Annotated in this window: 28 protein-coding genes; 18 read left to right on the forward strand and 10 right to left on the reverse strand. The window is 63.7% G+C overall.

The features are described from left to right. The first annotated feature begins 5 nt into the window (after positions 1-5). The 13 genes from C167_RS0105850 (at position 6) to trpC (ending at position 10,142) form a co-directional block, all read left to right on the forward strand. Positions 6-1,166, forward strand: a complete 1,161-nt coding sequence (locus tag C167_RS0105850) for a phage tail sheath family protein (protein WP_017517327.1) — start codon at positions 6-8, stop codon at positions 1,164-1,166. A 12-nt stretch (positions 1,167-1,178) separates the two neighbouring features. Further along, on the forward strand, positions 1,179-1,682 hold the full coding sequence (locus C167_RS0105855; RefSeq protein ID WP_017517328.1) for a phage major tail tube protein: 504 nt from the start codon (positions 1,179-1,181) through the stop codon (positions 1,680-1,682). A gap of 11 nt (positions 1,683-1,693) precedes the next feature. Next, the gene (locus C167_RS0105860) at positions 1,694-2,035 is read left to right on the forward strand and encodes a phage tail assembly protein (RefSeq protein WP_017517329.1); all 342 of its coding nucleotides are present in this window, start codon (positions 1,694-1,696) and stop codon (positions 2,033-2,035) included. A gap of 135 nt (positions 2,036-2,170) precedes the next feature. After that, positions 2,171-3,991, forward strand: coding sequence for a hypothetical protein (locus C167_RS0105870; RefSeq protein ID WP_020379900.1), 1,821 nt, complete (start codon positions 2,171-2,173; stop codon positions 3,989-3,991). Between the two features lie 9 nt (positions 3,992-4,000). Continuing rightward, the gene (locus tag C167_RS0105875) at positions 4,001-4,870 is read left to right on the forward strand and encodes a phage tail protein (protein ID WP_017517331.1); all 870 of its coding nucleotides are present in this window, start codon (positions 4,001-4,003) and stop codon (positions 4,868-4,870) included. Next, entirely contained in the window at positions 4,839-5,051 is a 213-nt protein-coding gene (locus C167_RS0105880) for a tail protein X (RefSeq protein ID WP_026078831.1), read from the forward strand. Before C167_RS0105875 ends, C167_RS0105880 begins: the two co-directional genes overlap by 32 nt. Before the next feature lie 55 nt (positions 5,052-5,106). Next, complete coding sequence (locus tag C167_RS0105885) at positions 5,107-6,111, forward strand: phage late control D family protein (protein ID WP_017517333.1); 1,005 nt, start codon at positions 5,107-5,109, stop codon at positions 6,109-6,111. Position 6,112: 1 nt separating this feature from the next. Next, positions 6,113-6,742, forward strand: coding sequence for a glycoside hydrolase family 19 protein (locus C167_RS0105890; RefSeq protein WP_017517334.1), 630 nt, complete (start codon positions 6,113-6,115; stop codon positions 6,740-6,742). Beyond that, a complete protein-coding gene (locus C167_RS0105895) occupies positions 6,739-7,095 on the forward strand; it encodes a hypothetical protein (protein ID WP_017517335.1) in 357 nt (118 codons plus the stop codon). The genes C167_RS0105890 and C167_RS0105895 overlap by 4 nt, the downstream gene beginning before the upstream one ends. Next, positions 7,092-7,349 carry a hypothetical protein gene (locus tag C167_RS0105900; protein WP_017517336.1) on the forward strand — a complete coding sequence of 86 codons (258 nt, stop codon included), beginning with the start codon at positions 7,092-7,094 and terminating at the stop codon, positions 7,347-7,349. Before C167_RS0105895 ends, C167_RS0105900 begins: the two co-directional genes overlap by 4 nt. A 317-nt stretch (positions 7,350-7,666) precedes the next feature. Beyond that, a complete protein-coding gene (locus C167_RS0105905) occupies positions 7,667-8,263 on the forward strand; it encodes an aminodeoxychorismate/anthranilate synthase component II (protein WP_017517337.1) in 597 nt (198 codons plus the stop codon). Continuing rightward, the gene (trpD, locus tag C167_RS0105910) at positions 8,260-9,309 is read left to right on the forward strand and encodes an anthranilate phosphoribosyltransferase (protein WP_017517338.1); all 1,050 of its coding nucleotides are present in this window, start codon (positions 8,260-8,262) and stop codon (positions 9,307-9,309) included. Before C167_RS0105905 ends, trpD begins: the two co-directional genes overlap by 4 nt. Next, entirely contained in the window at positions 9,306-10,142 is an 837-nt protein-coding gene (gene trpC, locus C167_RS0105915) for an indole-3-glycerol phosphate synthase TrpC (RefSeq protein WP_017517339.1), read from the forward strand. Before trpD ends, trpC begins: the two co-directional genes overlap by 4 nt. A gap of 60 nt (positions 10,143-10,202) precedes the next feature. On the opposite strand, the gene crp is transcribed toward trpC, so the two are convergent. After that, positions 10,203-10,850, reverse strand: coding sequence for a cAMP-activated global transcriptional regulator CRP (crp, locus tag C167_RS0105920; protein WP_017517340.1), 648 nt, complete (start codon positions 10,848-10,850; stop codon positions 10,203-10,205). Positions 10,851-11,225: 375 nt separating this feature from the next. On the opposite strand from crp, the gene C167_RS0105925 reads away from it, so the two are divergent. Both C167_RS0105925 and speD read left to right on the forward strand, forming a co-directional pair. Next, on the forward strand, positions 11,226-11,648 hold the full coding sequence (locus C167_RS0105925; RefSeq protein WP_015475289.1) for an OsmC family protein: 423 nt from the start codon (positions 11,226-11,228) through the stop codon (positions 11,646-11,648). Between the two features lie 226 nt (positions 11,649-11,874). After that, positions 11,875-12,669: an adenosylmethionine decarboxylase gene (gene speD, locus C167_RS0105930; protein WP_017517341.1), complete on the forward strand. Its 795-nt coding sequence runs from the start codon at positions 11,875-11,877 to the stop codon at positions 12,667-12,669. Positions 12,670-12,748: 79 nt separating this feature from the next. On the opposite strand, the gene C167_RS0105935 is transcribed toward speD, so the two are convergent. The 7 genes from C167_RS0105935 to hemJ form a co-directional block, all read right to left on the reverse strand. Next, positions 12,749-13,504 carry a carbonic anhydrase gene (locus C167_RS0105935; RefSeq protein WP_017517342.1) on the reverse strand — a complete coding sequence of 252 codons (756 nt, stop codon included), beginning with the start codon at positions 13,502-13,504 and terminating at the stop codon, positions 12,749-12,751. A 142-nt stretch (positions 13,505-13,646) separates the two neighbouring features. Beyond that, positions 13,647-14,294 carry a 2-polyprenyl-3-methyl-6-methoxy-1,4-benzoquinone monooxygenase gene (gene coq7, locus C167_RS0105940; protein ID WP_017517343.1) on the reverse strand — a complete coding sequence of 216 codons (648 nt, stop codon included), beginning with the start codon at positions 14,292-14,294 and terminating at the stop codon, positions 13,647-13,649. A gap of 100 nt (positions 14,295-14,394) precedes the next feature. After that, positions 14,395-14,733 carry a histidine triad nucleotide-binding protein gene (locus C167_RS0105945; protein WP_017517344.1) on the reverse strand — a complete coding sequence of 113 codons (339 nt, stop codon included), beginning with the start codon at positions 14,731-14,733 and terminating at the stop codon, positions 14,395-14,397. A 71-nt stretch (positions 14,734-14,804) separates the two neighbouring features. Further along, positions 14,805-15,593: an SDR family NAD(P)-dependent oxidoreductase gene (locus C167_RS0105950; protein WP_017517345.1), complete on the reverse strand. Its 789-nt coding sequence runs from the start codon at positions 15,591-15,593 to the stop codon at positions 14,805-14,807. Between the two features lie 55 nt (positions 15,594-15,648). Beyond that, a complete protein-coding gene (locus tag C167_RS0105955; protein ID WP_017517346.1) occupies positions 15,649-16,743 on the reverse strand; it encodes a DUF805 domain-containing protein in 1,095 nt (364 codons plus the stop codon). 105 nt (positions 16,744-16,848) lie between these two features. Continuing rightward, the gene (locus C167_RS0105960; RefSeq protein ID WP_017517347.1) at positions 16,849-17,817 is read right to left on the reverse strand and encodes an NAD(P)H-dependent flavin oxidoreductase; all 969 of its coding nucleotides are present in this window, start codon (positions 17,815-17,817) and stop codon (positions 16,849-16,851) included. An 18-nt stretch (positions 17,818-17,835) separates the two neighbouring features. Next, the gene (hemJ, locus tag C167_RS0105965) at positions 17,836-18,261 is read right to left on the reverse strand and encodes a protoporphyrinogen oxidase HemJ (protein ID WP_017517348.1); all 426 of its coding nucleotides are present in this window, start codon (positions 18,259-18,261) and stop codon (positions 17,836-17,838) included. Positions 18,262-18,509: 248 nt separating this feature from the next. On the opposite strand from hemJ, the gene argC reads away from it, so the two are divergent. Both argC and erpA read left to right on the forward strand, forming a co-directional pair. Further along, positions 18,510-19,544 (forward strand): N-acetyl-gamma-glutamyl-phosphate reductase, encoded by a 1,035-nt coding sequence (argC, locus tag C167_RS0105970; protein ID WP_017517349.1) that lies wholly within the window; start codon positions 18,510-18,512, stop codon positions 19,542-19,544. Positions 19,545-19,680: 136 nt separating this feature from the next. Next, positions 19,681-20,031: an iron-sulfur cluster insertion protein ErpA gene (gene erpA, locus C167_RS0105975; protein WP_017517350.1), complete on the forward strand. Its 351-nt coding sequence runs from the start codon at positions 19,681-19,683 to the stop codon at positions 20,029-20,031. A 57-nt stretch (positions 20,032-20,088) separates the two neighbouring features. Here the strand turns inward: erpA and C167_RS0105980 are convergent, their stop codons facing one another. Further along, on the reverse strand, positions 20,089-21,180 hold the full coding sequence (locus C167_RS0105980; protein ID WP_017517351.1) for an anhydro-N-acetylmuramic acid kinase: 1,092 nt from the start codon (positions 21,178-21,180) through the stop codon (positions 20,089-20,091). 3 nt (positions 21,181-21,183) lie between these two features. Beyond that, entirely contained in the window at positions 21,184-22,629 is a 1,446-nt protein-coding gene (locus tag C167_RS0105985) for a peptidoglycan DD-metalloendopeptidase family protein (RefSeq protein ID WP_017517352.1), read from the reverse strand. 182 nt (positions 22,630-22,811) lie between these two features. On the opposite strand from C167_RS0105985, the gene tyrS reads away from it, so the two are divergent. Further along, entirely contained in the window at positions 22,812-24,011 is a 1,200-nt protein-coding gene (gene tyrS, locus C167_RS0105990) for a tyrosine--tRNA ligase (protein WP_017517353.1), read from the forward strand. Positions 24,012-24,048 lie beyond the last annotated feature (37 nt).

Genomic DNA, 24,048 nt, shown 5'->3' on the forward strand with positions numbered 1-24,048 from the left:
AACCTATGAGCTTCTTTCACGGCGTCACCGTGACCAATGTCGACGTCGGTGCGCGCACCATTGCGCTGCCGTCGTCCTCGATCATCGGCCTGGTGGATACCTTCACCCCCGAGGCCAAGCTGACCGCGCAGGCCGATGTGCCGGTGCTGCTCACCAACCTGCGTGAAGCGGCTGCCGCGTTCGGTACCGCGTCGGCGATCTACAAGTCCTGCACCGCCATCTTCACCCAGTCCGCCGCGGTGGTCGTGGCGGTGGGCGTGGCCAAGGTCGAGGATGCGGCACAGCTGACCTCCGCGATCATCGGCACCGTCACCGAAGCCGGCCAGCGGACCGGCCTGCAGGCGCTGCTCGATGGCAAGTCGCGCTTCAACGCCCAGCCGCGCCTGCTGATCGCGCCGAAGCATTCCGCCACCCAGGCGGTCGCCACCGCCATGGGCGCACTGGCCGAGAAGCTGCGCGCCATCGCCATCGTCGATGGCCCGAACACCACCGACGAGGCGGCCATCGCCTACGCCGGCGAGTTCGGCAGCAAGCGCATCTACCTGGTCGACCCGGGCGTGCAGTACTGGGATACCGCCAGCAGCGCCACCGTCAACGCGCCGGCCTCCGCCAACGCCGCCGCGCTGTTCGCCTGGACCGACAGCCAGTACGGCTTCTGGTCCTCGCCGTCGAACAAGGAACTGCTCGGCATCACCGGTACCGGCCGTCCCATCGAGTTTCTCGACGGCGACGAGACCTGCCGCGCCAACCTGCTCAACAACGCCAACATCACCACCGTCATCCGTGACGACGGCTATCGCCTGTGGGGCAACCGTACCCTCTCCAGCGACGCCAAGTGGGCCTTCGTGACCCGCGTGCGGACCATGGACATGGTGATGGACGCGATCCTCGCCGGGCACAAGTGGGCGGTCGACCGCGGCATCACCAAGACCTACGTGAAGGACGTCACCGAGGGCCTGCAGGCCTTCATGCGCGACCTGAAGAACCAGGGCGCGGTGATCGACTTCGAGGTCTACGCCGACCCGGACCTCAACACCGCCAGCCAACTGGCCCAGGGCAAGGTGTACTGGAACATCCGCTTCACCGACGTACCGCCGGCCGAGAACCCCAACTTCCGCGTCGAGGTGACCGATCAGTGGCTCACCGAAGTCCTGGACGCAGCTTAAGGAGAACCCCAGATGATTCCGCAGATCCTCACCAACACCAACCTGTTCGTCGACGGCGTCAGCTTTGCCGGTGACGTGCCCTCCCTGACCCTGCCTGCCCTCAAGGTGAAGACCCAGGAGTACCGCGCCGGCGGCATGGACGCCCCGATCCTGCTCGACATGGGCCTGGAGGCCATGGAAGCCAAGTTCACCACCAACGGCGCGCGCCGCGAGGCTATGAAGTTCTTCGGCCTGAGCGACCAGGGTTCGTTCAATGGCACCTTCCGCGGCTCCTTCAAGACCCAGAAGGGCGGCACCGTGCCGGTGGTCGCCACCGTGCGCGGCCTGCTCAAGGAAGTCGATCCGGGCGAGTGGAAGGCCAATGAGCTGGCCGCCTGCACCTACAGCGTGGCGGTCACCTACTACAAGCTGGAAATCGAAGGCCGCGAGATGTTCGAGATCGACCCGGTCAATTCCGTGCGCAAGATCAACGGCGTCGATCAGCTCGCCGCGCTGCGCGCTGACCTGGGCGCCTGAGGAGAATCCTGATGCAAGACTCCGTCAAACAGCCCGCGTGGCTGAGCCTGTCCGAGGACGCGGCCGTGGTGAAACTGTCCCGCCCGACCTCCTGCAACGGCGTCGAGGTCGACGCCCTCACCCTGCGTGCGCCCACCGTGCGCGATATCCGCCTGGCCAGCAAGGTCGCCAGCGACGACGAGGAGCGCGAACTGCAATTGTTCGCCTCGCTGGCGCAGGTGAGCCGCCAGGACCTGGAGGGGCTCAAGCTCAGCGATTACCAGCGCCTGCAGCACGCCTACTTTCGCCTGGTGCGAGAGGACGCGGATGAGCTTCGCGCGGATGCGCCAGTTGGCGCGGCGGCTGGCGGCTGAGTCGGGCTTCACGGCCGGCGAACTGGAACGCATGACCCTCAGCGACCTGCGTTGGTGGCTGGGGGATGAGACGGGCTAGTTCGTTCGTGGGGAGGCACCGTGCTCCGGTGCCTCCTGTCCTCAGAGGGGAGTGAAATGAACATGAGTGAAAGCCCAGGGGTGACGCTAGTCCTCGGCCCCGAATTGGGAGAAGCATTGGGGCGGTCGCTTGGCGAGACGTTGAAGAACTCGCTCGGTCTGGCCGTCGCCGATGCCTTGCTGCGCCTGGAGAGTGCACGCGCGGGTCGTGCCACGGAGCGAGCAGGCGGCGCACCGACGACCCTGGATCTGCATCAATCGTGGCGCGACGGGGCGCAAAGCGGGGACCAGCTGGCTCAGCAGACACTTGAAGCCCTCCGAGAAATTGCCGCGCTGCTTCGTCAGCCGGGAGCCGTAGCGACGCGACCCGTGACGGGACCGCTCGGCAGCACCACAATTGCCTTGCCTCCCGTAGCGTACGAGTGGTCCAAGAAGGAATCCGCGATTCCCGAGGCCTTCTCCGGTCCCAGGGAGGCCGCGGTATTCGGACTTCGCAATGCGCTCCAGTACGAGCAGCGCATTCAGGAAATTGCCGTCAGGGGGGGCTTGGTGCCGGGCAAGGCATCCGAGGCCCTGGTGGCGAAACAGGTCGAAGCGGCTGCCAGGGGCAGCGGCGTGGACGCCAGCGCTGCGCTGGACATGGTCCGACTGATGATGAATGCCGGACTCACGCTCGAGCGGAGCCTGCAGTATCTGCCAGCGGCGACAAAGCTTCAGTACGGCAAGGCACTGACATCTGAAGCTGTGGTGGGCCTAGTCACGAATATCCTGCAGCAGGGCAACGGCGATGCGGCGGACGTGGAGCGGGGCCTGGGCGTGATTTCCTGGCGCGCCCAGCAGGAAGGCGTGTCCGTCGAGCAGTTGGTCCGCCGATTGGACGCCGGGCAGGACGTACGCTCCTGGAAGCAGGTTCTGCAGCGTCCCGAGCAGATGCGGGTCGATCCGGGCGTGGAGTTGCAGAGCGCAGTCGATGCGCGACGCAATACCGTGCAGGGGCGGCGTAACGCTGCGGAGAATGCCCTGGGCGGCATGCTCCAGGCCGGCGGGAGCGTTAGCCTGAGGACAATGGACGCGGGGTTGCCGTTGGCCACAGGCGTTGCCGCAGGTTTGACTCGGGCAGCCTCCCTGGATGGCGCGCGAATGGCTCTGGCAACGCTTCAGTTCGGTCTGGCGCAGGAGCTGGTTGCCGACTTTGCTGCGGAGTTGGGCTACGAAAGACAAGCACAGGGCATTCGTTCGCTGGATTTGGGTCCGCTGCGATCTCCTGGAACATTGATCGATTATTTTCGGGAGCGCCTGGCGGGTGAGAAGTCGTCGCCCAATGCTTCGGCGACAGCGCGCCTGCCATCGCTCGGGCAGGCTCTGAGCCAGACTCTGCAGCACCAGACGCTTGTTCAGATCAGCCCTGACTCTCCCCGGGAGTCGTTGCCTGATCGTTGGCGTGCTATGGGGGAAGCCGTTGGTGCTCCGGCAGATTCTCCGGCGGTGGGACCCTCGGTCGGAAGCGTCGTAGGTGGAGGGCTGCTCGCCGCCTTGGTGTTTTCCCCGGTGGGCAGTCTGATCGGGGCCACCCTCGGCATCCTGGCGAGCCAGGACGCTGGTGACGACGGGGCGGCGGCTAAATCGGGCACATCCCGCGACGCGGGGCAAGCGCTGGTGCAACCATCACCGCGCGATTCCGGCCCTGTCAGCGGTGCCTTGGCCCCAGACCGGGCGCAGAACTGGACCTTCGCCCCGCAGATCAGCATCAACGTATCCGGCAACCTCAACGATCCCAACCAGCTGGCCAATGACCTGCTGCCAAGGTTGCGGCAGCTGCTGGCGGACTTCTCTCTGGAACGGCAGCGTGATGCGCTGTTCGATCCGGTCGTGGTTTAAGGAGGCGATATGGCGTATTGGGAGCAAATGCAGAACGGCCTGTCGCAGCTGGCCCGGGCTGCCGAGGATGGCCGCCGCGACCTGGACACGGTGATCGCGCCGGTCAACGGCGCGGTCAGTGACATCCGCGGGGCGGCCGGCGAACTGGAAGGTTTGCCGGGTGTTTCGCCGGAGATGGCGGGCAAGGTTCAGCGCGCGATGCAGGGCATCGAGCGCGCGCAGGTCAAGGTCAACAAGGTGGTCAACACCTACAACAGCGCTACGCGAGCCTTGAAGGGCATCGATGAACGCATGCAGGGGCTGGGCGAACAGGTGGACCGGGCCAGGAAGGCGGTGGACAAGGTCATCGGCAAGGTCGGTGATTCGCTGGGTTCGATACTGCCCAGTTCGGTACTGGCGCCCAAGCCTTCGCCCGGTGATTTCATGTGCGCGATCCCCCAGCCGCATCTGCTGGTCATGACGGTGTTGGGTTCGCAGACCCAGTTCTACTTCAATATCGACACGGTACCGTTCGAGTCGGCGACACGTACCAGCCAGCTCACCTGGAAGGACCAGGCGCGGCTAGGCCGCCGGGGGGCGTTGCAGTATGTCGGCGTTGGTTCGGAGACGCTGTCGCTGAAGGGAACGATCATGCCGGCCTTGTCGCGGGTCTCGGGCAAGCGCGTGGGATGGGAGAACCCGAACCTGTTGCGCGAAATCGCCTTGAGCGGCAAGCCGGTGAGCCTGATCAGTGGCTATGGGGATCCCCTGGGAACCTGGTGCCTGACCAAGGTCATCGAAACGCAAAGTGCTCTGCTCACCAATGGGGCCCCGCGCAATCAAGCCTTCGAACTGGAGTTCAGCCGCTATGGCGACGACAACGATGTATCGCAGCAGTAATGGCGACGTCCTGGATCAGCTCTGCTATCAGCGTTACGGCCACCTCAGGGGTTGCGTGGAAGCTGTGCTCAATGCCAATCCGGGCCTGGCCGACGAGCCGCAACCATTGCGTGCCGGCGTGCTGATCCGCATGCCCGACCTGGCGGTGCCGGACAACCCGCAGGTCCGCTTGTGGGATTGATTCGGCTGTTCCATCCAGGCCCCGCAAGCGCGGGGCTTTTTCATTCGGGTGACCTATGAAACCTGTCTTTCGCATCGTCGCCGATGGGCGCGACATCACGGCACAGGTCAATGACCGCGTGCTCGATTTGGAAGTGACCGATAAACACGGCCTGGAATCGGACACGCTGTCGCTCACCCTCGACGACCGCGCCGGCACTGTGGTGTTGCCGCGGCGCGGCGCGCAACTGGAACTGTACCTGGGCTATGACGAAATGGGTGTCGCGCCGATGGGGCGCTGTACAGTGGACACCGTAACCTTCAGCGGCGCGCCAGATACGCTGGTGATCAAGGCCAAGTCCGGCGACTCGCGCAATGCCGGCAAGTCCGTTCGCAGTGACAGCTGGGAGAACGTGACACTGGCCGAAGTGGTGGCCCGCATTGCCGAGCGCAACGGCTGGAAGGCTGAGTGCGAAGTGAAGACGAGAATTGCGCGCGCGGACCAGATCAATGAGTCCGACTATCACTTCATCACGCGGTTGGCGCGGCAGTACGACTGTACGGCGAAGATCGCTGACCTGAAGTTGCTGGTCATGCCCCGTCAGGCGGGCCGCAGTGCTTCGGGACAGGCGCTGGACAACGTGCGCCTCCTGCGCGGGGATGTCAGCTCGTTCACCTTTACCCTGGACGATCGCAAGGTGGTCGCGAAGGTGGTCGTGCCTTTCCAGGGACCTGACGGCACTCTGCGCACGGTGACGGCGGCAAATCCGAATGCGCCGAAGAAGGTACTGGCCGAGTACGTCGAGCGCCATGTCCAGGCCAATGAGACGGCAGCTCAGCAGTTGGCCAAGTCGAGACTTGCGGACTTCAACCGGCAGACCGCCGGCGTCCGTTTGCAACTGCCGGGCCGCGCAGATCTCTTCGCGGAGTGCCTGGTCGAGCTGAGCGGATTCAAGACCGGAGTCGACGGCGTTTATCTGGTCGATACCGTGACCCAGCACTACCAGGCGAGCGGTTGGACGACCAGCGTGCTGTGCAATGGCGGGAGCGACGGCAAGGCACTGGCAGGGGAGGGCAGCTGACATGCTCATCGACGAACGCCAGCTTCTGCTGATCCTGCCCAACGCCCGCTCCGTAGCGGGCGTTTTTCTGCCGGCGCTCGATGCAGCCATGCGTGACTTCGGCGTCGACACGCCGCCGCGCGTTGCCGCCTTCCTCGCCCAGGTCGGGTACGAGAGCGCTCAGCTGACCCGTTGTGTGGAAAGCCTGACCTACAGCTCCCAGCGATTGGCTGCCGTCTGGCCGCGGCGCTTCCGCCGCGCCGATGGCTCGCCCACGGCGCTGGCGCGGGAGGTGGCGTACCAGCCGGAGCGCATCGCCAACCTTGTCTATGCCGGGCGCAACGGCAATGGCGATGAGGCGTCCGGCGATGGCTGGCGCTTCCGTGGGCGCGGATTGCTGCAGGTGACCGGACGCAGCAACTACCGCTCAGTCGGAGAAGGGCTGGCGCAGCCCTTGGTTGCCCGCCCGCAGCTGCTGGCGGAGCCGCGCTGGGCGTGCCGGTCTGCCGCGTGGTGGTGGCAGCGCAACGGGCTCAATGAGCTGGCCGATGGAGCGCGCTTCGAGGAGGTCACCCGGCGCATCAATGGGGGATTGAATGGCCTGGAGGTACGGGCGCAGCTCTGGCACCGTGCGCTGGAGGTTCTGCAATGAGCCGCTTCTGGTTGGCGCTGGGCCTGACCGGCTTTCTGGTGGGGGGCTGTATCGGTGGCTGGCTGACCGCGCGCTTCTATGGTGGGCAGGTGGATAGGCTGCACCTGGAGCAGGGTCGTTGCAGCGATGCCGGCAAAGTTCTGGAATCGAAGCTGGCGCTGCAGAACACCCAGGTCGAAGCGCTGGAGCAGGCTGTCCGCCAGCGTGCGGACGCCGCCGAGCGCGCTCTGACACTGGCCCGCGAACAGGCGCAGAGCCATGAGGTCGCTGCCAGCCGGCTGTTGCTGGAGCGCAGCGAAGGCGAGGAGTGCGCCGTGATCCGTCAACTGATCGACCAGGAGCTGTTGCCGTGAAGCTGCTGCGGGTTTTCCCCGTGCTGCTCCTGACGGGCTGCACTTCCATCGCGCCGGCGCCGGCGCCGGTGGAAGTGCGCGTTCCCGTCCCGGTACCGTGCCAGGCGCCGGTTGTCGAAACCCCTCGATTCGCCACCGCCGACCTGCGCCCGGCGGACGATCTGCAAACCAAGGTGCGCGCGCTGCTGGCCGAGCGGCAGCAGCACCTGGCCTACGAATCCCGCTTGCGTGCCGCCCTCGAAGCTTGCCACTGAATCTTCCTACCTTCGTCGGCAGGGGCGCCGCGCGTATTGCGCTGGCGCCCGGCCTTGGGCTACTGTTCGGCCATCGCTAGGCGAGACCGCAACCGTGATCCACCGCACCCGCATCATCACCTCCCTCCTCAAGGCATTCGCCCGTTGGCGCTGGCGCGCCTGATTCCTTCTTTCCCGGCATAGCGCCGGTCTCTTCTTACGCGTTCATTTCTCCCATCCGCTGGCATAATTGCCAGATTCGCGCAGCCCGCGAGGTCGCATCGGGTGTTGACGATGGCGCGATCCGAAAGCAGTGCAATCATGAGGTTCGAGCAGACATGCTGCTGATGATCGATAACTACGATTCCTTCACCTACAACCTGGTGCAGTACTTCGCCGAGTTGAAGGCCGACATCCATGTCATTCGCAATGACGAGCTGAGTGTCGACGAGATCGCCGCGCTCAACCCCGAACGCATCGTCCTGTCTCCCGGCCCGTGCACGCCGAACGAGGCGGGCGTTTCCCTGGAAGTCATCGAGCGCTTCGCCGGCAAGCTGCCGTTGCTGGGCGTGTGCCTGGGCCACCAGTCCATCGGCCAGGCCTTCGGCGGCGATGTGGTGCGGGCGCGCCAGGTCATGCACGGCAAGGTCAGCCCGGTGTTCCACAAGGACCTGGGTGTGTTCGCCGGCCTGAACAACCCGCTGACCCAGACCCGTTACCACTCCCTGGTGGTGAAGCGCGAGACGCTGCCGGACTGCCTGGAAATCACCGCCTGGACGGCGCTGGAAGACGGCTCGGTCGACGAGATCATGGGGCTGCGCCACAAGACGCTGAACGTCGAGGGCGTGCAGTTCCACCCCGAGTCGATCCTCTCCGAACAGGGCCACGAGATGCTGGCCAACTTCCTCAAGCAGACCGGCGGGGTGCGCGCATGAATATCAAGGAAGCCCTCAGCCGCGTGGTCAACCAGCTGGACCTGACCACCGAGGAAATGCAGGACGTCATGCGCGAGATCATGACCGGACAGTGCACCGACGCGCAGATCGGCGCCTTCCTCATGGGCATGCGCATGAAGAGCGAGACCATCGACGAGATCGTCGGCGCCGTGGCGGTGATGCGCGAGCTGGCCGACCAGGTCGAACTGGACAGCCTGAAGCATGTGGTCGACGTGGTCGGCACCGGCGGTGACGGCGCGAACATCTTCAACGTGTCCTCGGCGGCGGCCTTCGTGGTCGCCGCAGCGGGCGGCAAGGTCGCCAAGCACGGTAACCGTGCAGTCTCCGGCAAGAGCGGCAGCGCCGACCTGCTGGAGGCCGCCGGCATCTACCTGGACCTCAAGCCGGTCCAGGTGAAGCGCTGCATCGAGACCGTCGGTGTCGGCTTCATGTTCGCCCAGGTCCACCACAAGGCCATGAAGCACGCCGCCGGCCCGCGCCGCGAGTTGGGCCTGCGCACCCTGTTCAACATGCTCGGCCCGCTGACCAACCCGGCCGGCGTGAAACACCAAGTGGTCGGCGTGTTCAGCCAGGCGCTGTGCCGCCCGCTGGCCGAGGTACTCAAGCGCCTGGGCAGCGAGCACATCCTCGTGGTGCATTCGCGCGATGGCCTGGACGAGTTCAGCCTCGCTGCACCGACCCACATCGCCGAACTGAAGGATGGCGTGGTCACCGAATACGAAGTGCAGCCCGAAGACTTCGGCATCAAGAGCCAGAGCCTGATCGGCCTGACCGTGGACAGCCCGCAGCAGTCGCTGGAACTGATCCGTGATGCCCTTGGCCGGCGCAAGACCGAGGCCGGGCAGAAGGCTGCCGAACTGATCGTGCTCAACGCCGGCGCCGCGCTCTACGCAGCCGACCTGGCCACCAGCCTGCACGAAGGCATGCAATTGGCCCACGACGCCCTGCACACGGGGCTGGCGCGGGAGAAGATGGAAGAGCTGGCGGCCTTTACCGCCGTTTACCGAGAGGAGAACGCACAGTGAGCGTGCCGACGGTTCTGCAGAAAATCCTGGCCCGCAAGGCCGAAGAAGTCGCCGAACGCCGCGCCCGTGTCGCCTTTGCCGAGCTGGAGCAACTGGCGCGTACGGCGGACGCCCCGCGTGGGTTCGCCCGCGCCATGCTGGAGTGCGCCAAGCGACGGGAGCCTGCGGTGATCGCCGAGGTGAAGAAGGCTTCGCCGAGCAAGGGCATCATTCGCGAGAACTTCGACCCTGCTGATATCGCTCGCAGCTACGAAGAGGGTGGGGCTACCTGCCTCTCGGTGCTGACCGACATCGACTTCTTCCTCGGCAGCGATGCCTACCTGAAGGAAGCCCGCGCGGCCTGCAAGCTGCCGGTGATCCGCAAGGATTTCCTGATCGATCCGTACCAGGTGGTGGAAGCCCGCGCCATCGGCGCCGACTGCATCCTGCTGATCGTCTCGGCGCTGGATGACGTGCGCATGGCCGAGTTGGCTTCGGTGGCCAAGGATGTCGGCCTCGATGTACTGGTGGAGGTGCATGACGCCCCGGAGCTGGAGCGCGCGCTGAAAACCCTGGACACCCCGCTGGTCGGCATCAACAACCGCAACCTGCACACCTTCGAGGTGAGCCTTGAGACCACCCTGGACCTGCTGCCGGAGATTCCGCGCGAGCGCATGGTGATCACCGAAAGCGGTATCCTCAACCGCGCCGATGTCGAGCTGATGGAAGTCAGCGACGTGTTCGGCTTCCTGGTTGGCGAAGCCTTCATGCGTGCCGACGAGCCGGGCACCGAACTCAAGCGCCTGTTCTTCCCCGAGCGCAGCAAGGTCAAGCTGGGCGCCGATCCGGACTGACGCTTCCTGCGGACACAAAAAAGCCGGCAATTGCCGGCTTTTTTGCTTTCTGGCGTTTCTTCAGCGGGTGCCGAAGACCACCATGGTCTTGCCTTTCACATGCACCAGGCCCTGCTCTTCCAGGCTCTTGAGCACGCGGCCGACCATCTCGCGAGAGCAGCCGACGATGCGACCGATTTCCTGGCGGGTGATCTTGATCTGCATGCCGTCCGGGTGGGTCATGGCGTCCGGCTGCTGGCACAGGTCCAGCAAGGTGCGCGCGACGCGACCGGTGACGTCGAGGAAGGCCAGGTCGCCGACCTTGCGCGTGGTCTTGCGCAGGCGGTCCGCCATCTGGCTGCCCAGGGTGAGGAGAATCTCCGGATCCTGCTGGCTCAGCTCGCGGAACTTCGCGTAGCTGATCTCGGCAACTTCGCATTCGGTCTTGGCGCGGATCCAGGCGCTGCGCTCCTGGCCGGTGCTGCCTTCCTTCTCGAAGAGCCCCATCTCTCCGAAAAAGTCGCCGGTGTTGAGGTACCCGATGATCATCTCGCGGCCGTCATCATCCTCGATCAGTACGGTGACCGACCCTTTGATGATGAAGAACAGGCTCTCGCAGCGGTCACCGGCGTAAATGATGGTGCTCTTGGCGGTGAAACGGCGGCGATGACAGTGCGCGAGCAATTTGTCGAGGTTCTTGATTTTGGGTGTGAGGGTAATAGCTACCATGCCCGAGTCCCGGAAAGTAGAAAGAGTGGCCTTTGCACAACAGGCGCTAATGATTTTTTATGTTCAGCTCTAGTGCCGTGCGTCCCTGGCGTGATCCCCCTCGATCCCCAGGGCGGCATGATTGCCTTGCTGAGCATTCTTGCGTGTACGTAAATCCGCAAGAGCTTAACAGACGATGTGTTACCAACAATCGGAAAGCTGGAACATTCGTGCGGGCAATTTCTGAGAGTGTGCCAGTAAACCGGCGCCAGCTTAAGTGATAAATGCATACTCGCCGTGTGGAAATGAGACTTGGGTAACAGCGACCGCGCCCGCTGGGCGTGCTAGAGGGCTGTGATAAGCTGTCGCCCCTTTTTTCCGGCGGAGTTCCTTGCAATGAAAGCGCGAATCCAGTGGGCGGGCGAGGCAATGTTCCTTGGCGAGTCCGGCAGCGGCCACGTCGTGGTGATGGACGGCCCGCCAGATGCCGGTGGTCGCAATCTGGGCGTGCGCCCGATGGAAATGCTCCTGCTCGGCCTGGGCGGCTGCACCAACTTCGACGTGGTCAGCATCCTGAAGAAAGGCCGCCAGCCGGTGGAGAGCTGCGAGGCCTTCCTTGAAGCCGAGCGCGCCGACGAAGACCCTAAGGTGTTTACCAAGATCCATGTGCATTTCGTGGTCAAGGGCCGTGGCCTGAAGGAAGCGCAGGTCAAGCGCGCGGTCGAGCTGTCGGCCGAGAAGTATTGCTCCGCCTCGATAATGCTCGGCCGCGCCGGCGTCGAGATCACCCACGACTACGAGATCGTGGAACTCGGCTGACAGCCGTCTTCATCCTTTCATCATCAAGGGCGCGCAAACTCTGGCAGAGGTCGCCTGACCTCTGCATAATGCGCCACCTTTTTTCAGGGCCATCCGGCCCGAAACCAAGCAACCACAATCGCCATCGCGAAGAGGTGTAAACCGTCCTACGCAGGTGCCGCCGTACGCATCTGACGGGCATGCTCAACCACGCGGCAGAGCCGCATTAGATGAGAGTTCTCCCACGGTGAAAAGCAAACTCAAGCTCCACGGGTTCAACAACCTGACGAAGACCTTGAGCTTCAACATCTACGACATCTGCTATGCCGAGACGCCTGAAGACCAGCAGGCCTACGTGCAGTACATCGACGAAGAATACGATGCCGAGCGTCTCACGCAGATCCTCACCGATGTTGTCGACATCATTGGCGCAAACATCCTGAACATCGCCCGTCAGGATTACGATCCGCAAGGCGCCAGCGTAACCATCCTGATCTCCGAGCAGCCGGTCACCCCGACCGACAGCCAGATCGAGGAGTCCCCGGGGCCGCTACCGGAAACCATTCTGGCGCACCTCGACAAGAGCCATATCACCGTGCACACCTATCCGGAGATCCATCCGGTGGAAGGCATCGCGACCTTCCGGGTGGACATCGATGTGTCGACCTGCGGCGTCATCTCGCCGCTCAAGGCGCTCAACTACCTGATCCACCAGTTCGATTCGGACATCGTCACCGTGGATTACCGCGTGCGCGGCTTCACCCGCGACGTGGAAGGCAAGAAGCACTTCATCGACCACGAGATCAACTCGATCCAGAACTATCTCTCCGACGACACGTACGAGGCCTACCAGATGACCGACGTGAACGTGTACCAGGAGAACCTGTTCCACACCAAGATGCTGCTCAAGGAGTTCGACCTGGACAACTATCTGTTCGGCGATGCCACGAGCAACCTCTCGCCCGAGCAGCGCAAGCAGGTGGAGGAGCGCGTTCGGCACGAGATGCTGGAGATCTTCTATGCGCGCAACATGCCGCGCTGATTGAGCTTCTCGCTCGTCACAGCCGCTAGCAGAAACAAAAAAGGGCGCCTAACAGGCGCCCTTTTTTCGTTGGGGGCGATCAGTCCTCGTCCACTTCGCGGCCGGTATCGGACTGCATCGGGCGATGGTTGTCCGGGAACAGCGCCTGGAACTGCTGGATCTGCTGCTTCGACAGCTCGATGGGCTTTTCGAACAGCACCCACTGCACGCCTTCGGTGCACGGCGGGGTGGTCAGCGAGCCGTGGTAGAACAGGTGATGGCTGCCCGCCGGGACCAGTTGGGCGAGGTCGGGCGCCAGCGCGGCGGCGAGCGGCGCCTCTTGTCCGTGCTGGGTTGGCAGGTGCTTCCACAGCTGCGTCATTTGTTTGTTCTCGTGGCCTTGCTGGATCATCAGTCCCAGTACCAGCAGGTGGCCGTCCTTGTCCTGGTTCACCAGGTGCATTTCCATCGGATATGGCCGGTGGTTGAACTGGTGTTCGCTGGGCGTATGGAAGTGGAACTGCAGCAGACGGTACTCGGTGCCCTTGTAGGTCAGGGTATCGCCATCGGCCGCGCTGGCCTGGACGGTGTGGCCGTTGTTGAGCAGGGTGAGGGCTGTCTTGCCGTAATGCAGTTTCAGCTCGTTGGCCGACACTTTCTTCGGCTCGATCTTCGATTTCTCGATGTCGATTGGCGATTGCTCCGCGCCGCTCGCGCAGAGGGCGCTGCCCAGGTCGCCCCAGTGCGCAGGGCCTTGGTCGCCGCTGTAGGACCAGTGGGCATCGGCGGCGTGGGCGGCGGAAAGGGTCAGGCAGAGCGGGGCAAGCAGGCAGGAAAGGCGTGGGATGAAGCGCATGGAAACTCCGGATGGGTGATCAGCCGGAGCAGCATCCTCGCTGCGAAAGTGCGGCGAAAGATGGCGGAAAAAGCTTGGGAAATTTTACCGTTTTGCCAGGAAATCTCCTGGGGCGACGCAGGTGCATCGCTCCAGGGAGCGGTCAGATCCGGTAGGTGGACTTGGTCATCACCTTGGACAGCAGCGTCATGCCGAACTTCACCGGCGCCGGGAAGCGCAGGCCGCCGGCCTCGATGGCGCTGGTGGCGTGGTGCTCCTCGTCCTCGCGCATCTGCTCGAGGATGGCGCGGGACTTCTGGTCCTCGGCGGGAATTTCCGCCAGGTGCTCATCCAGGTGCTTGCACACCTGGTCCTCGGTGGCGGCGACGAAGCCCAGGCTGACGCGGTCGCTGATCAGTCCGGCGGCAGCGCCGACGCCGAAGGACAGGCCGTAGAAGATCGGGTTGAGCACACTCGGACGGCTGCCCAGTTCGCGGATGCGCTGTTCGCACCAGGCGAGGTGATCGACTTCCTCGTCGGCGGCTTCTTCCATGGCCTTGCGTACCTTGGGCAGCTTGGCGGTCAGTGCCTGGCCCTGGTAGAGCGCCTGGGCGCAGACCTCACCGGTGTGGTTGATGCGCATCAGGCCGGCGACATGGCGGGCGTCGCTCTCGTTGAGTTCGGCGTCGGGCTGTACGATGGCGGGCGACGGGCGTCCCGGATGGCCGCTGAACGGCAGCAGGGTGCGCAGAGCGGCATCGGCCTGCAGCAGGAAGCGGTCGGCGGGGGAGTAGTGACGGTCGGCGGACATGGCGCACCTCCGATAAGGAACATTCGCCGGCAGTTTACCGGATGGCGGATGACAGGTCTTGCCGAGGTGCGCGCAGCTTCTTCTGATCGGCTATCGGCGATCAGCCCGGCGGCCAGTGCATCTGCCGCTGACCCAGCACGTGCATGTGGATGTGGTGCACCGTCTGGCCGCCCAGGTCGTTGCAGTTCATCACCACGCGGAAGCCCTCTTCGCAGCCCTGTTCCTGCGCCAGGCGCTGGGCGGTGAAAAGGATGTGGCCGGCCAGCGGCTTGTCCGCCTCGGTCAGGTCGTTGAGGGTGGCAACGTGTTTCTTCGGGATCACCAGGAAATGCACCGGCGCCTGCGGGCCGATGTCATGGAAGGCGATGACCTGGTCATCTTCGTAAAGCTTGCGCGCGGGTATTTCCCCGGCAACGATCTTGCAGAACAGACAGTCCACGAAAGGCTCCTCCTGCGTGTGGGCAGGAGCAGGAGTTTAGCGTCCGCGCTCAGGCTATGCCCAGTGCCGGCTCAACCGGCCAGCGCCAGCCGGTTGATGCGCCCGGCCAGTTTGCGCATGACCCAGCGCGGCAGCAGGCGCACGCCGCAAGCGAACAGGCGGTTGCGCCAGCCGGGGATGATCAGGGCCGGCGCACGGCGCAGCGCTTTTACCGCAAGGAAGGCGACTTCTTCGGGAGACATGACGCGCTTGCCGTCGTCGAGTTTGCCCAGGCGCAGGTCGGCATTGCGGTAGAAGGCCGTGCGGGTCGGCCCCGGACACAGCACCGAGACCTTGATGCCACGGTCTTTGAGCTCCTCGCGCAAACCTTCGGAGAAATGCAGCACGAACGCCTTGCTGGCGTAATAGCTGCTCATCCAGGGGCCCGGCAGCAGGCTGGCCATGGAGGCGACGTTGAGAATGCGCCCGCCGCCGCTGCGCTCCATCATGGCGCCGATGCCGTGGCACAGGCGCGCCAGGGCAAGTACGTTGAGCTCCAGCAGTTCCTGCTCGCGGGGCCAATCCTGGTCGATGAAGGCGCCGGAGGTGCCGACGCCGGCGTTGTTCACCAGCAGTTCGATCTGTCGCCCGCTTTGCTCCAGTTCGTGCAGCAGGCCCGAGATCTGTAGCGGTTCGGACAGGTCGCAGGCGCGGAACAGCACCTCCACCCCGAAGCGTTGCGACAATTCGCACGCAGCGGTTTCCAGCGCATCGCGCTGGCGCGCCACCAGGATCAGCGCCTGGCCACGACGGGCCAGCGCTTCGGCCAGGGCCAGGCCGATACCGCTGGAAGCGCCGGTGATGAGGGCAAAACGAGGCATTCAGGAGTCTCTGTGACGGGGTGGCGTTCGACCACGCCCGCCACGGGTTGTTGCATTACTGGTCCGAGTCACCGCCTTCGGTGTCGCCACTGCTGAAATCGCCATCGGACGGCTCTGCGCTGGCCGCCGGATCGGCAGCTTCGTCGCCTTGCTGGTACTGCGAGGCTTGCGCCGCCTGGGCGCGTTCGACGTAGCTTTGATAGGCCGGGATCGCAATGGCGGCGAGGATGCCGCCAAACACCGGGAACAGCAGCCAGGAGAAGGCCAGGACCTTGACTCCAGTGCTGTTGGGCGGCGGCGGCGGGCCAAAGCGGTTGGCGCTCTGCTCGCCCGGCATGAACAGCATCAGCAGGCTGAGGACCACGTTGACGAACGGTACCATCAAGGCGAGCCAGAGCCAGCCGGACCAGCCCAGGTCATGCAGGCGCTGCACGCCGATGGGCACGCTGAAGACCATGGCGGCGATCACCACCGCGGCGATGGCGACGACGCCCAGCGGTAGAGAGACGGCCATCAGCAGGCTGGCGACCAGGTAAGCGCCGAAAGCGATAAAGGACAGCGCGGCGGACCATCCGAGGTAGCGCACTCGGCCGATCCGGCCGGACAGGCTGCGGACTTTCAGCTCGCCATATTCCGGCAGCTCGTCGCCGACCTGTGCCTGTGGCGGTGCATAGGGGGAGGCGGCATTGGCCGGAGCTGCGACGGCAGTTGCCGGGCTGGCCGCCAGTTCGGCCTGGCGCGCCAGGTACTTGTCGATGACGATGCCGCAAGCGCTGCATTCGATTGAGGACGCCTGCTCGTGACCGCATTTGGGGCAGGTCATGCGCTCATTGTCGGTCGACTCACCGGCAGCCCGGGCCGCCAGTGTCGCTTCGCTGGGATGATCTTCGGTTTCCACCAGGCTCAGGCCGGTAATGCCTTCGGCTTCCTTGCGGGCGTTGGCGCCGGCGCCGTGCAGGGCGCGCAGGTACTTGTTGGCTTCTTCATCGGACAGGTCGCGCTTGAGCACGACTGGCTGGCCGCTGAACAGCGCTTCGATCTTCGATGCGTCGCTCTTGAAAAGACGAGCGAGGTTTTCCTTGGCGGTTTCCAGCGGCGTCTGCGGCATCAGCGCGCCGTCGAACACGATCTTGAAGCGGGATTGGTCCATCTGGGCATCCTTGTCTTGTGGCTACGGTGAAATCGCTACAGCGTAATCGGGCCGCCAGGGGCCAACAAGCGGCCCCGGCGGATATATCGTGAGCGGTGCCGCAGCTCAGACCAGCAGTTGGTTGGACAAGCCGGCGCTGCGGGTCAGGGCCTGGCGGTACTCATGATCCAGGCGCGCAATGAGTTCGCCCACCGCCGGCAGATCGCGGATGTCGCCCACGCCCTGGCCCGCAGACCACACGGTCTTCCATGCCTTGGCTTCGTCGCTCACCGGCTTGAGCTTTTCGCCGTAATTCAGCGCGCCCTTGTCGTTGAGGCGCTGCATGTCGAAGCCAGCGGCCTCCAGGCTCTGGCGCATGAAGCTGGCCGGTACGCCGGAGACGGCAGGGGTGTGGACGATATCGGCCGCGCGAGCGTCGAGCAGCATGTGCTTGTAGTCCTCCGAAGCCGCACTTTCGCGGGTGGCGATGAAGCGCGTGCCGAGGTAGGCGAGGTCGGCGCCCAGCACCTGGGCGGCAAGGATCTCGTGGCCATGGTTGATGCAGCCGGCCAGCAGCAGGGTCTTGTCGAAGAACTGGCGGATTTCCGCGATCAGTGCGAAGGGGCTCCAGGTGCCGGCATGGCCACCCGCGCCGGCGGCCACTGCGATCAGGCCGTCGACTCCCGCTTCCGCTGCCTTCTCGGCGTGACGGCGGGTGGTGACGTCATGGAATACCAGGCCGCCATAGCTGTGCACCGCATCAACCACCTCGCGTACCGCGCCCAGGCTGGTAATGACGATGGGCACCTTATGCTCGACGCAGAGCTTCAGGTCTTCCTGCAGGCGCGGGTTGGTGTTGTGGACGATCAGGTTTACCGCATAGGGTGCGGCCTGCGGATCGGCTGCCAGCCCGGCCTCGATCTCTTCCAGCCAGGCCTTGAAGCCGCTGCTTTCGCGCTGGTTCAGCGCCGGGAAGCTGCCGACGATGCCACTCTTGCAGCAGGCCAGCACCAGTTGCGGGTTGGAGACCAGGAACATCGGGGCCGCCACCAGCGGGATGCGTAGGCGGCGGTCGAGCAGGGCGGGCAGGGACATGAACGTCTCCTTGTCAGGTCAGAAGGGTTTGACGACCACCAGGATCACGATGGCGATCAGGAACAAGACCGGCACTTCGTTGAACCAGCGGTAGAACACGTGGCTGCGGCCGTTCTCGCCTCGGGCGAAGCGCTTGAGCATGGCGCCGCAGGCGTGGTGGTAGCCGATCAGCAGCACCACCAGGGTCAGCTTGGCGTGCATCCAACCCTGGGTCAGCCAGGCAGGATTGAGATAGAGCATCCAGGCGCCGAGGGCGATGGTGAGGATCATCGAGGGGCCCATGATGCCGCGGTACAGCTTGCGCTCCATGATGCAGAAGCGCTCGCGGCTGGCGGCGTCCTCGCTCATGGCGTGGTAGACGAACAGGCGTGGCAGGTAGAAGAGGCCGGCAAACCAGCAGACCACGGCAATGATGTGAAAGGCTTTCAACCACAGGTAAAGCATCAGGACTTCCTCGGATCACGGTTGAGCCGATAGTAGTGGCGCCATGCAATGCCGTCATCCCCGCGGCCGCGCCTGTGTGGGAAAGATCGGTGGCCCGCGGCGATATGAATCGGGCGACGCTGAACGGAAAGGACCAACCGCGACCCAAAGGAAGCAGTGTTCCCGGCGGATTCGCTCTATTCAGCGGGGGCGGTCGCCCATATCATGGTTGCCCCTGAATTTGGCCCCATAGGTGGAGTGACAGGCAGATGATCAAGGTCGGTATCGTAGGCGGTACGGGTTATACGGGCGTGGAACTGCTGCGCCTGCTGGCACAGCATCCCCAGGCGCACGTCGAGGTGATTACCTCGCGTTCCGAGGAGGGCGTGAAAGTCGCCGACATGTACCCGAACCTGCGAGGCCACTACGACGGCCTGGCCTTCAGCGTGCCGGACGTGAAGCGTCTGGGCGAGTGCGACGTGGTGTTCTTCGCCACTCCGCATGGCGTGGCCCACGCGCTGGCCGGCGAACTGCTGGCAACCGGCACCCGGGTGATCGACCTGTCCGCCGACTTCCGCCTGCAGGACGCCGAGGAATGGGCCAAGTGGTACGGCCAGCCCCACGGTGCGCCGGACCTGCTGCCCGAGGCCGTCTATGGCCTGCCGGAAGTGAATCGCGAAGCGATCAAGTCCGCACGCCTGATTGCCGTTCCCGGCTGCTACCCGACCGCCACCCAGCTCGGCTTCATCCCGCTGCTGGAAAACGGCCTGGCCGACGCCAGCCAACTCATCGCTGACTGCAAGTCCGGCGTCAGCGGCGCCGGCCGTGGTGCCAAGGTCGGTTCGCTGTTCTGCGAAGCCGGTGAAAGCATGATGGCCTACTCGGTGAAAGGTCACCGTCACCTGCCGGAAATCAGCCAGGGCCTGCGCCGCGCAGCCAGGGGCGATGTCGGCCTGACCTTCGTGCCGCACCTCACTCCGATGATCCGTGGCATCCATGCGACTTTGTACGCACGCGTCGCTGACCGAGGCGTCGATCTTCAGAAGCTCTATGAAGAACGCTACGCCAACGAACCGTTTGTCGACGTGATGCCGGCCGGCAGCCACCCGGAGACCCGCAGCGTGCGCGGCGCCAACGTCTGCCGCATTGCGGTGCACCGTCCGCAGGGCGGTGACCTGGTGGTGATCCTGTCGGTCATCGACAACCTGGTGAAGGGCGCCTCCGGCCAGGCGATCCAGAACATGAACATCCTGTTCGGACTGGATGAGCACCTGGGCTTGTCTAACGTTGCGCTGCTGCCATAGGGAAGATTGCCCTGGCGAGGCGGCCAAATTGATCTGGACCAATGGATGAGTCGGATTAGTTGACCGTTTTTCTGGGGTAAGCGGATAATAGTCCGCAATGTTGTAACGTACGGCCTCGGCCGGGAGAGTTTTCACCATGACCATCGAAACCTTCACCCCCACTCCGCTGATGTTCTCGCAAGGCGCTGCGAACAAGGTGAAGAACCTGATCGACGAAGAAGGCAACCCGCGTCTCAAGCTGCGGGTATTCGTCACGGGCGGTGGCTGTTCGGGCTTCCAGTACGGCTTCACCTTCGATGAAGACACCGCGGACGACGACACCATCGTCGAGCGCGACGGCGTCAACCTCGTTGTCGATCCGATGAGCTTCCAGTACCTCGTCGGGGCGGAAGTGGACTACCAGGAAGGCCTCGAAGGTTCGCGGTTCGTCATCAAGAACCCGAACGCAGCGACCACCTGCGGCTGCGGTCAGTCCTTCTCGATCTGACGCCATAGAAACGAAAACGCCGCGCAGATGCGCGGCGTTTTTGTTTGTAGGACAGGTTCAGGCGGGGTAGAGCGCACCGAGGATACGCAGTCCGTGGGCGGCAGTGACTTCCGGGCAATTGCCTGGCTCGCGCTCGAGGAATCGATGCGCCAGCCAGGCGAAGGCCATCGCTTCCATCCATTCCGGCGGTACGCCGCGCTCGAGACTGCTGATTACGCTGGCGCCAGGCATGTGCACGGCCAATCGCTGCATCAGCGTCGCGTTGAAGGCGCCGCCACCGCAAACCACCACTTCCTCGCAGCCGGGCTGCGCATCCAGCAGGGCTGCCGAGATACTTTGCGCGGTCAACTCCAGCAAGGTTGCCTGCACATCCTCTTCCTTCACCTTGCCATGCTTGGCCAGCACCGCGTTCAGCCAGTTCAGGTTGAAGCGCTCGCGTCCGGTGCTCTTCGGGCCTTTCGCGGCAAAGAAATCATCGGCGAGCATCAGGCGCAGTAGCGCCTGATCGATATGGCCGCTGGCAGCCCAGGTCCCGTCGCGGTCATAGGCTTCCCCGCGCCGCTCCTGAATCCAGGCATCCAGCAGGACGTTGCCAGGGCCGCAGTCGAATCCGTGTACGGGCTTGTCAGGGCTGAGCAGCGAGACGTTGCTGAAGCCGCCTACGTTGAGGATGGCGCACTCGCGACCATCGCTGCCGAACAGCGCGCGATGGAAGGCGGGCACCAGTGGCGCCCCTTGGCCTCCGGCGGCGACGTCGCGGCGGCGGAAGTCGGCCACTACGTCGATGCCGGTGAGCTCGGCGAGAAGTGCCGGGTTGCCGATCTGCACGGTGAAGCCCAGGTGCGGCTCGTGGCGAATGGTCTGGCCGTGGCTGCCGATGGCGCGAATGGCGCTGGCGCTCAGCTTCTCGCGGGCGAGGAGTTCATTGATGCCTTGGGCAGCCAGACGTACCCACCTGTTTTCCGCGAGGGCGGAACGGGCGATTTCGTCAGGGCCGGATGAGCAGAGAGCCAGGAGATCGGCGCGCAGCACGGCAGGCATGGGGAGGTAATGGGAAGCGAGCAGGGTGATCTGCTCGCCTTGCTCGATCAGGGCGATGTCCAGCCCATCGAGACTGGTGCCGGACATCACCCCCAGATAGAGCGGCATGGATCAGCGCTTGTTCAGGGCCAGGAAGCTTGCTTTCTCCTGGTCCATGCGAGCCATCAGCGGCTGCGCCTGCGCCATGAAACGCTTGCGCTCCGGACCACTCAGCGGATCAGCCGTCGGCAACTTGGCGCTCAGCGGATCGACGTGCTGGCCGTTGACCTGGAACTCGTAGTGAAGGTGCGGGCCGGTAGCGAGCCCCGTCATGCCGACGTAGCCGATGATCTGACCCTGTTTCACCGCCACGCCGGAGCGGATGCCCTTGGCAAAGCGGCTCATATGGCCGTACACCGTGCGATAGCGCTGGCCGTGCTGGATCACCACGGCGTTGCCGTAGCCGCCTTTTCGGCCGGCTTCGAGAATCTTGCCGTCGCCAGTGGCCTTGATCGGCGTGCCGATCGGTGCCGCGTAGTCCACGCCCTTGTGTGCACGAATCTTGTTCAGAATCGGATGGAAACGCCCTATAGAGAAGCGCGAGCTGATGCGGGCGAAATCCACCGGTGTGCGGATGAACGCCTTGCGCATGCTGCTGCCGTCGGCGCGCAGGTAACTGGTGTTGCCCTGCTTGTTGGTGTAGCGCACCGCGGTGTAGTCCTTGCCGCGGTTGACGAAACGCACCGCGAGGATACTGCCGGTGCCAACCTGTTTGCCCTGCACCTGCTGGGATTCGTAGATCACGTCGAATTCGTCGCCTTCGCGAATATCCTGGGCAAAATCGATGTCGTAGCCGAGGATGTTGGCCATCGACATGATCAGGTCATGGGACAGGCCGGCATTCTTGCCGGCGACGAACAGCGAGCTGTCGATGCGACCGTGGGCATAGTTGGCGTGTACCGAAGGTTTCACCAGATCGCGTTTGAAGTCATAGCCCTTCGCGGATTTGGCCAGGCTGATGGTTTCAAGATCGCTGCGCTTGACCTTTAGGCCCTGCAACTCGCCCTTCGCGTCGATGAGGAAGTCTACGTCCTGGCCGATATCCAGACGGGTGAACTGCTTGGCGTCCTTGCTGGAGGCAAGCATGTCGTGCACGACGTTCGCCGGCAGGCCGGCCTTCGCGAACACGGTAGAAAGGGTGTCGCCCTTGCCCACAGTCACGCTTTTCCATGCAGGGTCTGCGGAAGCGGAGGGGGAGGCTGGTTTGTTGGAATCGGAGAGATCGGTGTTCTTTTCGGCGTCTTTTCCGGCGCTGTTCTGGTTGTCCGGCTGGCCTTCTATCTGTGCAAAAGGCGAAGAGCCGTCGTCTTCCGTGACCGCGTTGGGTCGAAGATCGTCTTTTTCCTGGAGGATCTGCTCGGTACCGCTTTCCAGCTCGAGATTGAGCGTGGTCTTCTTCGCCTCGACCTCGGCCGAGGGGAACACCAGCAGAGCCAGGCTGAGGAGCGCTGCTACACCGCTTGCGGCCAGCAGATGGCTCTTCGGGTAATACGGCGCTTTCTGATCGGATTGCGTCATGGCGTGAGTGGTGTTTTTGGAATGTGAAATAACTGCCTAAAATATAACCAAAATCCCTCTGAAGCAACCCTGATGTCGGGCTTCTGACGTCCTGTCCTCTGGCGCTGGGCAAAACTTGTTTTTAGTGCCTGTTCTTGTATCGTTGGTTCCCTTTCGCAATTCGCAACGTACAGGAACCTGCAATGAAGTCGGTCGAAGAGCAGCTGGCGCTGATCAAGCGCGGTGCAGACGAAATTCTCGTGGAGGCCGAGCTGATCGAAAAGCTCAAGCGCGGCCAGCCCCTGCGTATCAAGGCCGGCTTCGACCCGACCGCTCCCGACCTGCACCTGGGTCATACCGTCCTTATTAATAAGCTGCGTCAGTTTCAGGAGCTGGGCCATCAGGTGATCTTCCTGATCGGCGACTTCACTGGGATGATCGGTGACCCCAGCGGGAAAAGTGTTACTCGCCCACCCCTTACCCGCGAGCAGGTTCTCGATAACGCCGAGACATACAAGGCCCAGGTCTTCAAGATCCTCGACCCGGCGAAGACCGAAGTAGCCTTCAATTCCACCTGGATGGACCAGCTTTCCCCCGCTGATTTCATTCGTCTGGCTTCCCAGTACACCGTTGCTCGCATGCTGGAGCGCGATGATTTCAGCAAACGCTATGCCAGCAATCAGTCCATCGCCATCCACGAGTTCCTCTATCCGCTGGTTCAGGGCTACGACTCGGTAGCGTTGCGCGCGGACGTCGAGCTCGGTGGCACCGACCAGAAATTCAACCTGCTGATGGGGCGCGAGCTCCAGCGCGCCTATGAGCAGGAGCCGCAGTGCATCCTGACCATGCCGCTGCTTGAAGGCCTGGATGGCGTGAAGAAGATGTCCAAGTCCCTGGGTAACTACATCGGCATCCAGGAAGCGCCGGGTGTCATGTACAGCAAGCTGGTTTCCATCCCGGATACCCTGATGTGGCGTTACTTCGAGCTGCTCAGCTTCCGCTCCATGGAAGAAATCGACGGCTTCCGGAAGGACGTCGAGGCTGGCGCCAACCCACGCGACATCAAGATCAAACTGGCGGAAGAAATTGTCGCTCGCTTCCATGGCGAGGAAGCGGCCGCCTCCGCGCACAAGTCCGCGGGCAATCGCCTGAAAGAGGGCGAGTTGCCGGAAGACCTGCCGGAGGTGGAGGTGCCGGCAGCAGAAGATCTTCCCATTGGCGCTGTCCTTAATAAGGCTGGGTTGGTGAAGAACTCTGCCGTCGCGCGCGACCTGCTGTCGTCTGGCGGTGTGCGCGTGGATGGTGAAGTCGTGGATCGCAGCTTCATCTTTAAAATAGGCGCGACCCATGTCCTGCAAGCGGGCAAGAAAGCTTTCGCTCGTGTCTCCCTGGTTGCTGAGTGAAGAAAGTTTGAATTAGTCGTTGACGGCCCATTTAAAC

It is taken from the genome of Pseudomonas nitroreducens TX1 (assembly GCF_000313755.1).
Taxonomy (GTDB): domain Bacteria; phylum Pseudomonadota; class Gammaproteobacteria; order Pseudomonadales; family Pseudomonadaceae; genus Pseudomonas; species Pseudomonas nitroreducens_A.

Bases quoted from the DNA above. Each gene is read 5' to 3' on its own strand.
- C167_RS0105850 (WP_017517327.1), top strand. From the start codon at position 6: ATGAGCTTCTTTCACGGCGTCACCGTGACCAATGTCGACGTCGGTGCG.
- C167_RS0105855 (WP_017517328.1), top strand. From the start codon at position 1,179: ATGATTCCGCAGATCCTCACCAACACCAACCTGTTCGTCGACGGCGTC.
- C167_RS0105860 (WP_017517329.1), top strand. From the start codon at position 1,694: ATGCAAGACTCCGTCAAACAGCCCGCGTGGCTGAGCCTGTCCGAGGAC.
- C167_RS0105870 (WP_020379900.1), top strand. From the start codon at position 2,171: ATGAACATGAGTGAAAGCCCAGGGGTGACGCTAGTCCTCGGCCCCGAA.
- C167_RS0105875 (WP_017517331.1), top strand. From the start codon at position 4,001: ATGGCGTATTGGGAGCAAATGCAGAACGGCCTGTCGCAGCTGGCCCGG.
- C167_RS0105880 (WP_026078831.1), top strand. From the start codon at position 4,839: ATGGCGACGACAACGATGTATCGCAGCAGTAATGGCGACGTCCTGGAT.
- C167_RS0105885 (WP_017517333.1), top strand. From the start codon at position 5,107: ATGAAACCTGTCTTTCGCATCGTCGCCGATGGGCGCGACATCACGGCA.
- C167_RS0105890 (WP_017517334.1), top strand. From the start codon at position 6,113: ATGCTCATCGACGAACGCCAGCTTCTGCTGATCCTGCCCAACGCCCGC.
- C167_RS0105895 (WP_017517335.1), top strand. From the start codon at position 6,739: ATGAGCCGCTTCTGGTTGGCGCTGGGCCTGACCGGCTTTCTGGTGGGG.
- C167_RS0105905 (WP_017517337.1), top strand. From the start codon at position 7,667: ATGCTGCTGATGATCGATAACTACGATTCCTTCACCTACAACCTGGTG.
- trpD (WP_017517338.1), top strand. From the start codon at position 8,260: ATGAATATCAAGGAAGCCCTCAGCCGCGTGGTCAACCAGCTGGACCTG.
- crp (WP_017517340.1), bottom strand. From the start codon at position 10,850: ATGGTAGCTATTACCCTCACACCCAAAATCAAGAACCTCGACAAATTG.
- C167_RS0105925 (WP_015475289.1), top strand. From the start codon at position 11,226: ATGAAAGCGCGAATCCAGTGGGCGGGCGAGGCAATGTTCCTTGGCGAG.
- C167_RS0105935 (WP_017517342.1), bottom strand. From the start codon at position 13,504: ATGCGCTTCATCCCACGCCTTTCCTGCCTGCTTGCCCCGCTCTGCCTG.
- coq7 (WP_017517343.1), bottom strand. From the start codon at position 14,294: ATGTCCGCCGACCGTCACTACTCCCCCGCCGACCGCTTCCTGCTGCAG.
- C167_RS0105950 (WP_017517345.1), bottom strand. From the start codon at position 15,593: ATGCCTCGTTTTGCCCTCATCACCGGCGCTTCCAGCGGTATCGGCCTG.
- C167_RS0105955 (WP_017517346.1), bottom strand. From the start codon at position 16,743: ATGGACCAATCCCGCTTCAAGATCGTGTTCGACGGCGCGCTGATGCCG.
- C167_RS0105960 (WP_017517347.1), bottom strand. From the start codon at position 17,817: ATGTCCCTGCCCGCCCTGCTCGACCGCCGCCTACGCATCCCGCTGGTG.
- hemJ (WP_017517348.1), bottom strand. From the start codon at position 18,261: ATGCTTTACCTGTGGTTGAAAGCCTTTCACATCATTGCCGTGGTCTGC.
- argC (WP_017517349.1), top strand. From the start codon at position 18,510: ATGATCAAGGTCGGTATCGTAGGCGGTACGGGTTATACGGGCGTGGAA.
- erpA (WP_017517350.1), top strand. From the start codon at position 19,681: ATGACCATCGAAACCTTCACCCCCACTCCGCTGATGTTCTCGCAAGGC.
- C167_RS0105980 (WP_017517351.1), bottom strand. From the start codon at position 21,180: ATGCCGCTCTATCTGGGGGTGATGTCCGGCACCAGTCTCGATGGGCTG.
- C167_RS0105985 (WP_017517352.1), bottom strand. From the start codon at position 22,629: ATGACGCAATCCGATCAGAAAGCGCCGTATTACCCGAAGAGCCATCTG.
- tyrS (WP_017517353.1), top strand. From the start codon at position 22,812: ATGAAGTCGGTCGAAGAGCAGCTGGCGCTGATCAAGCGCGGTGCAGAC.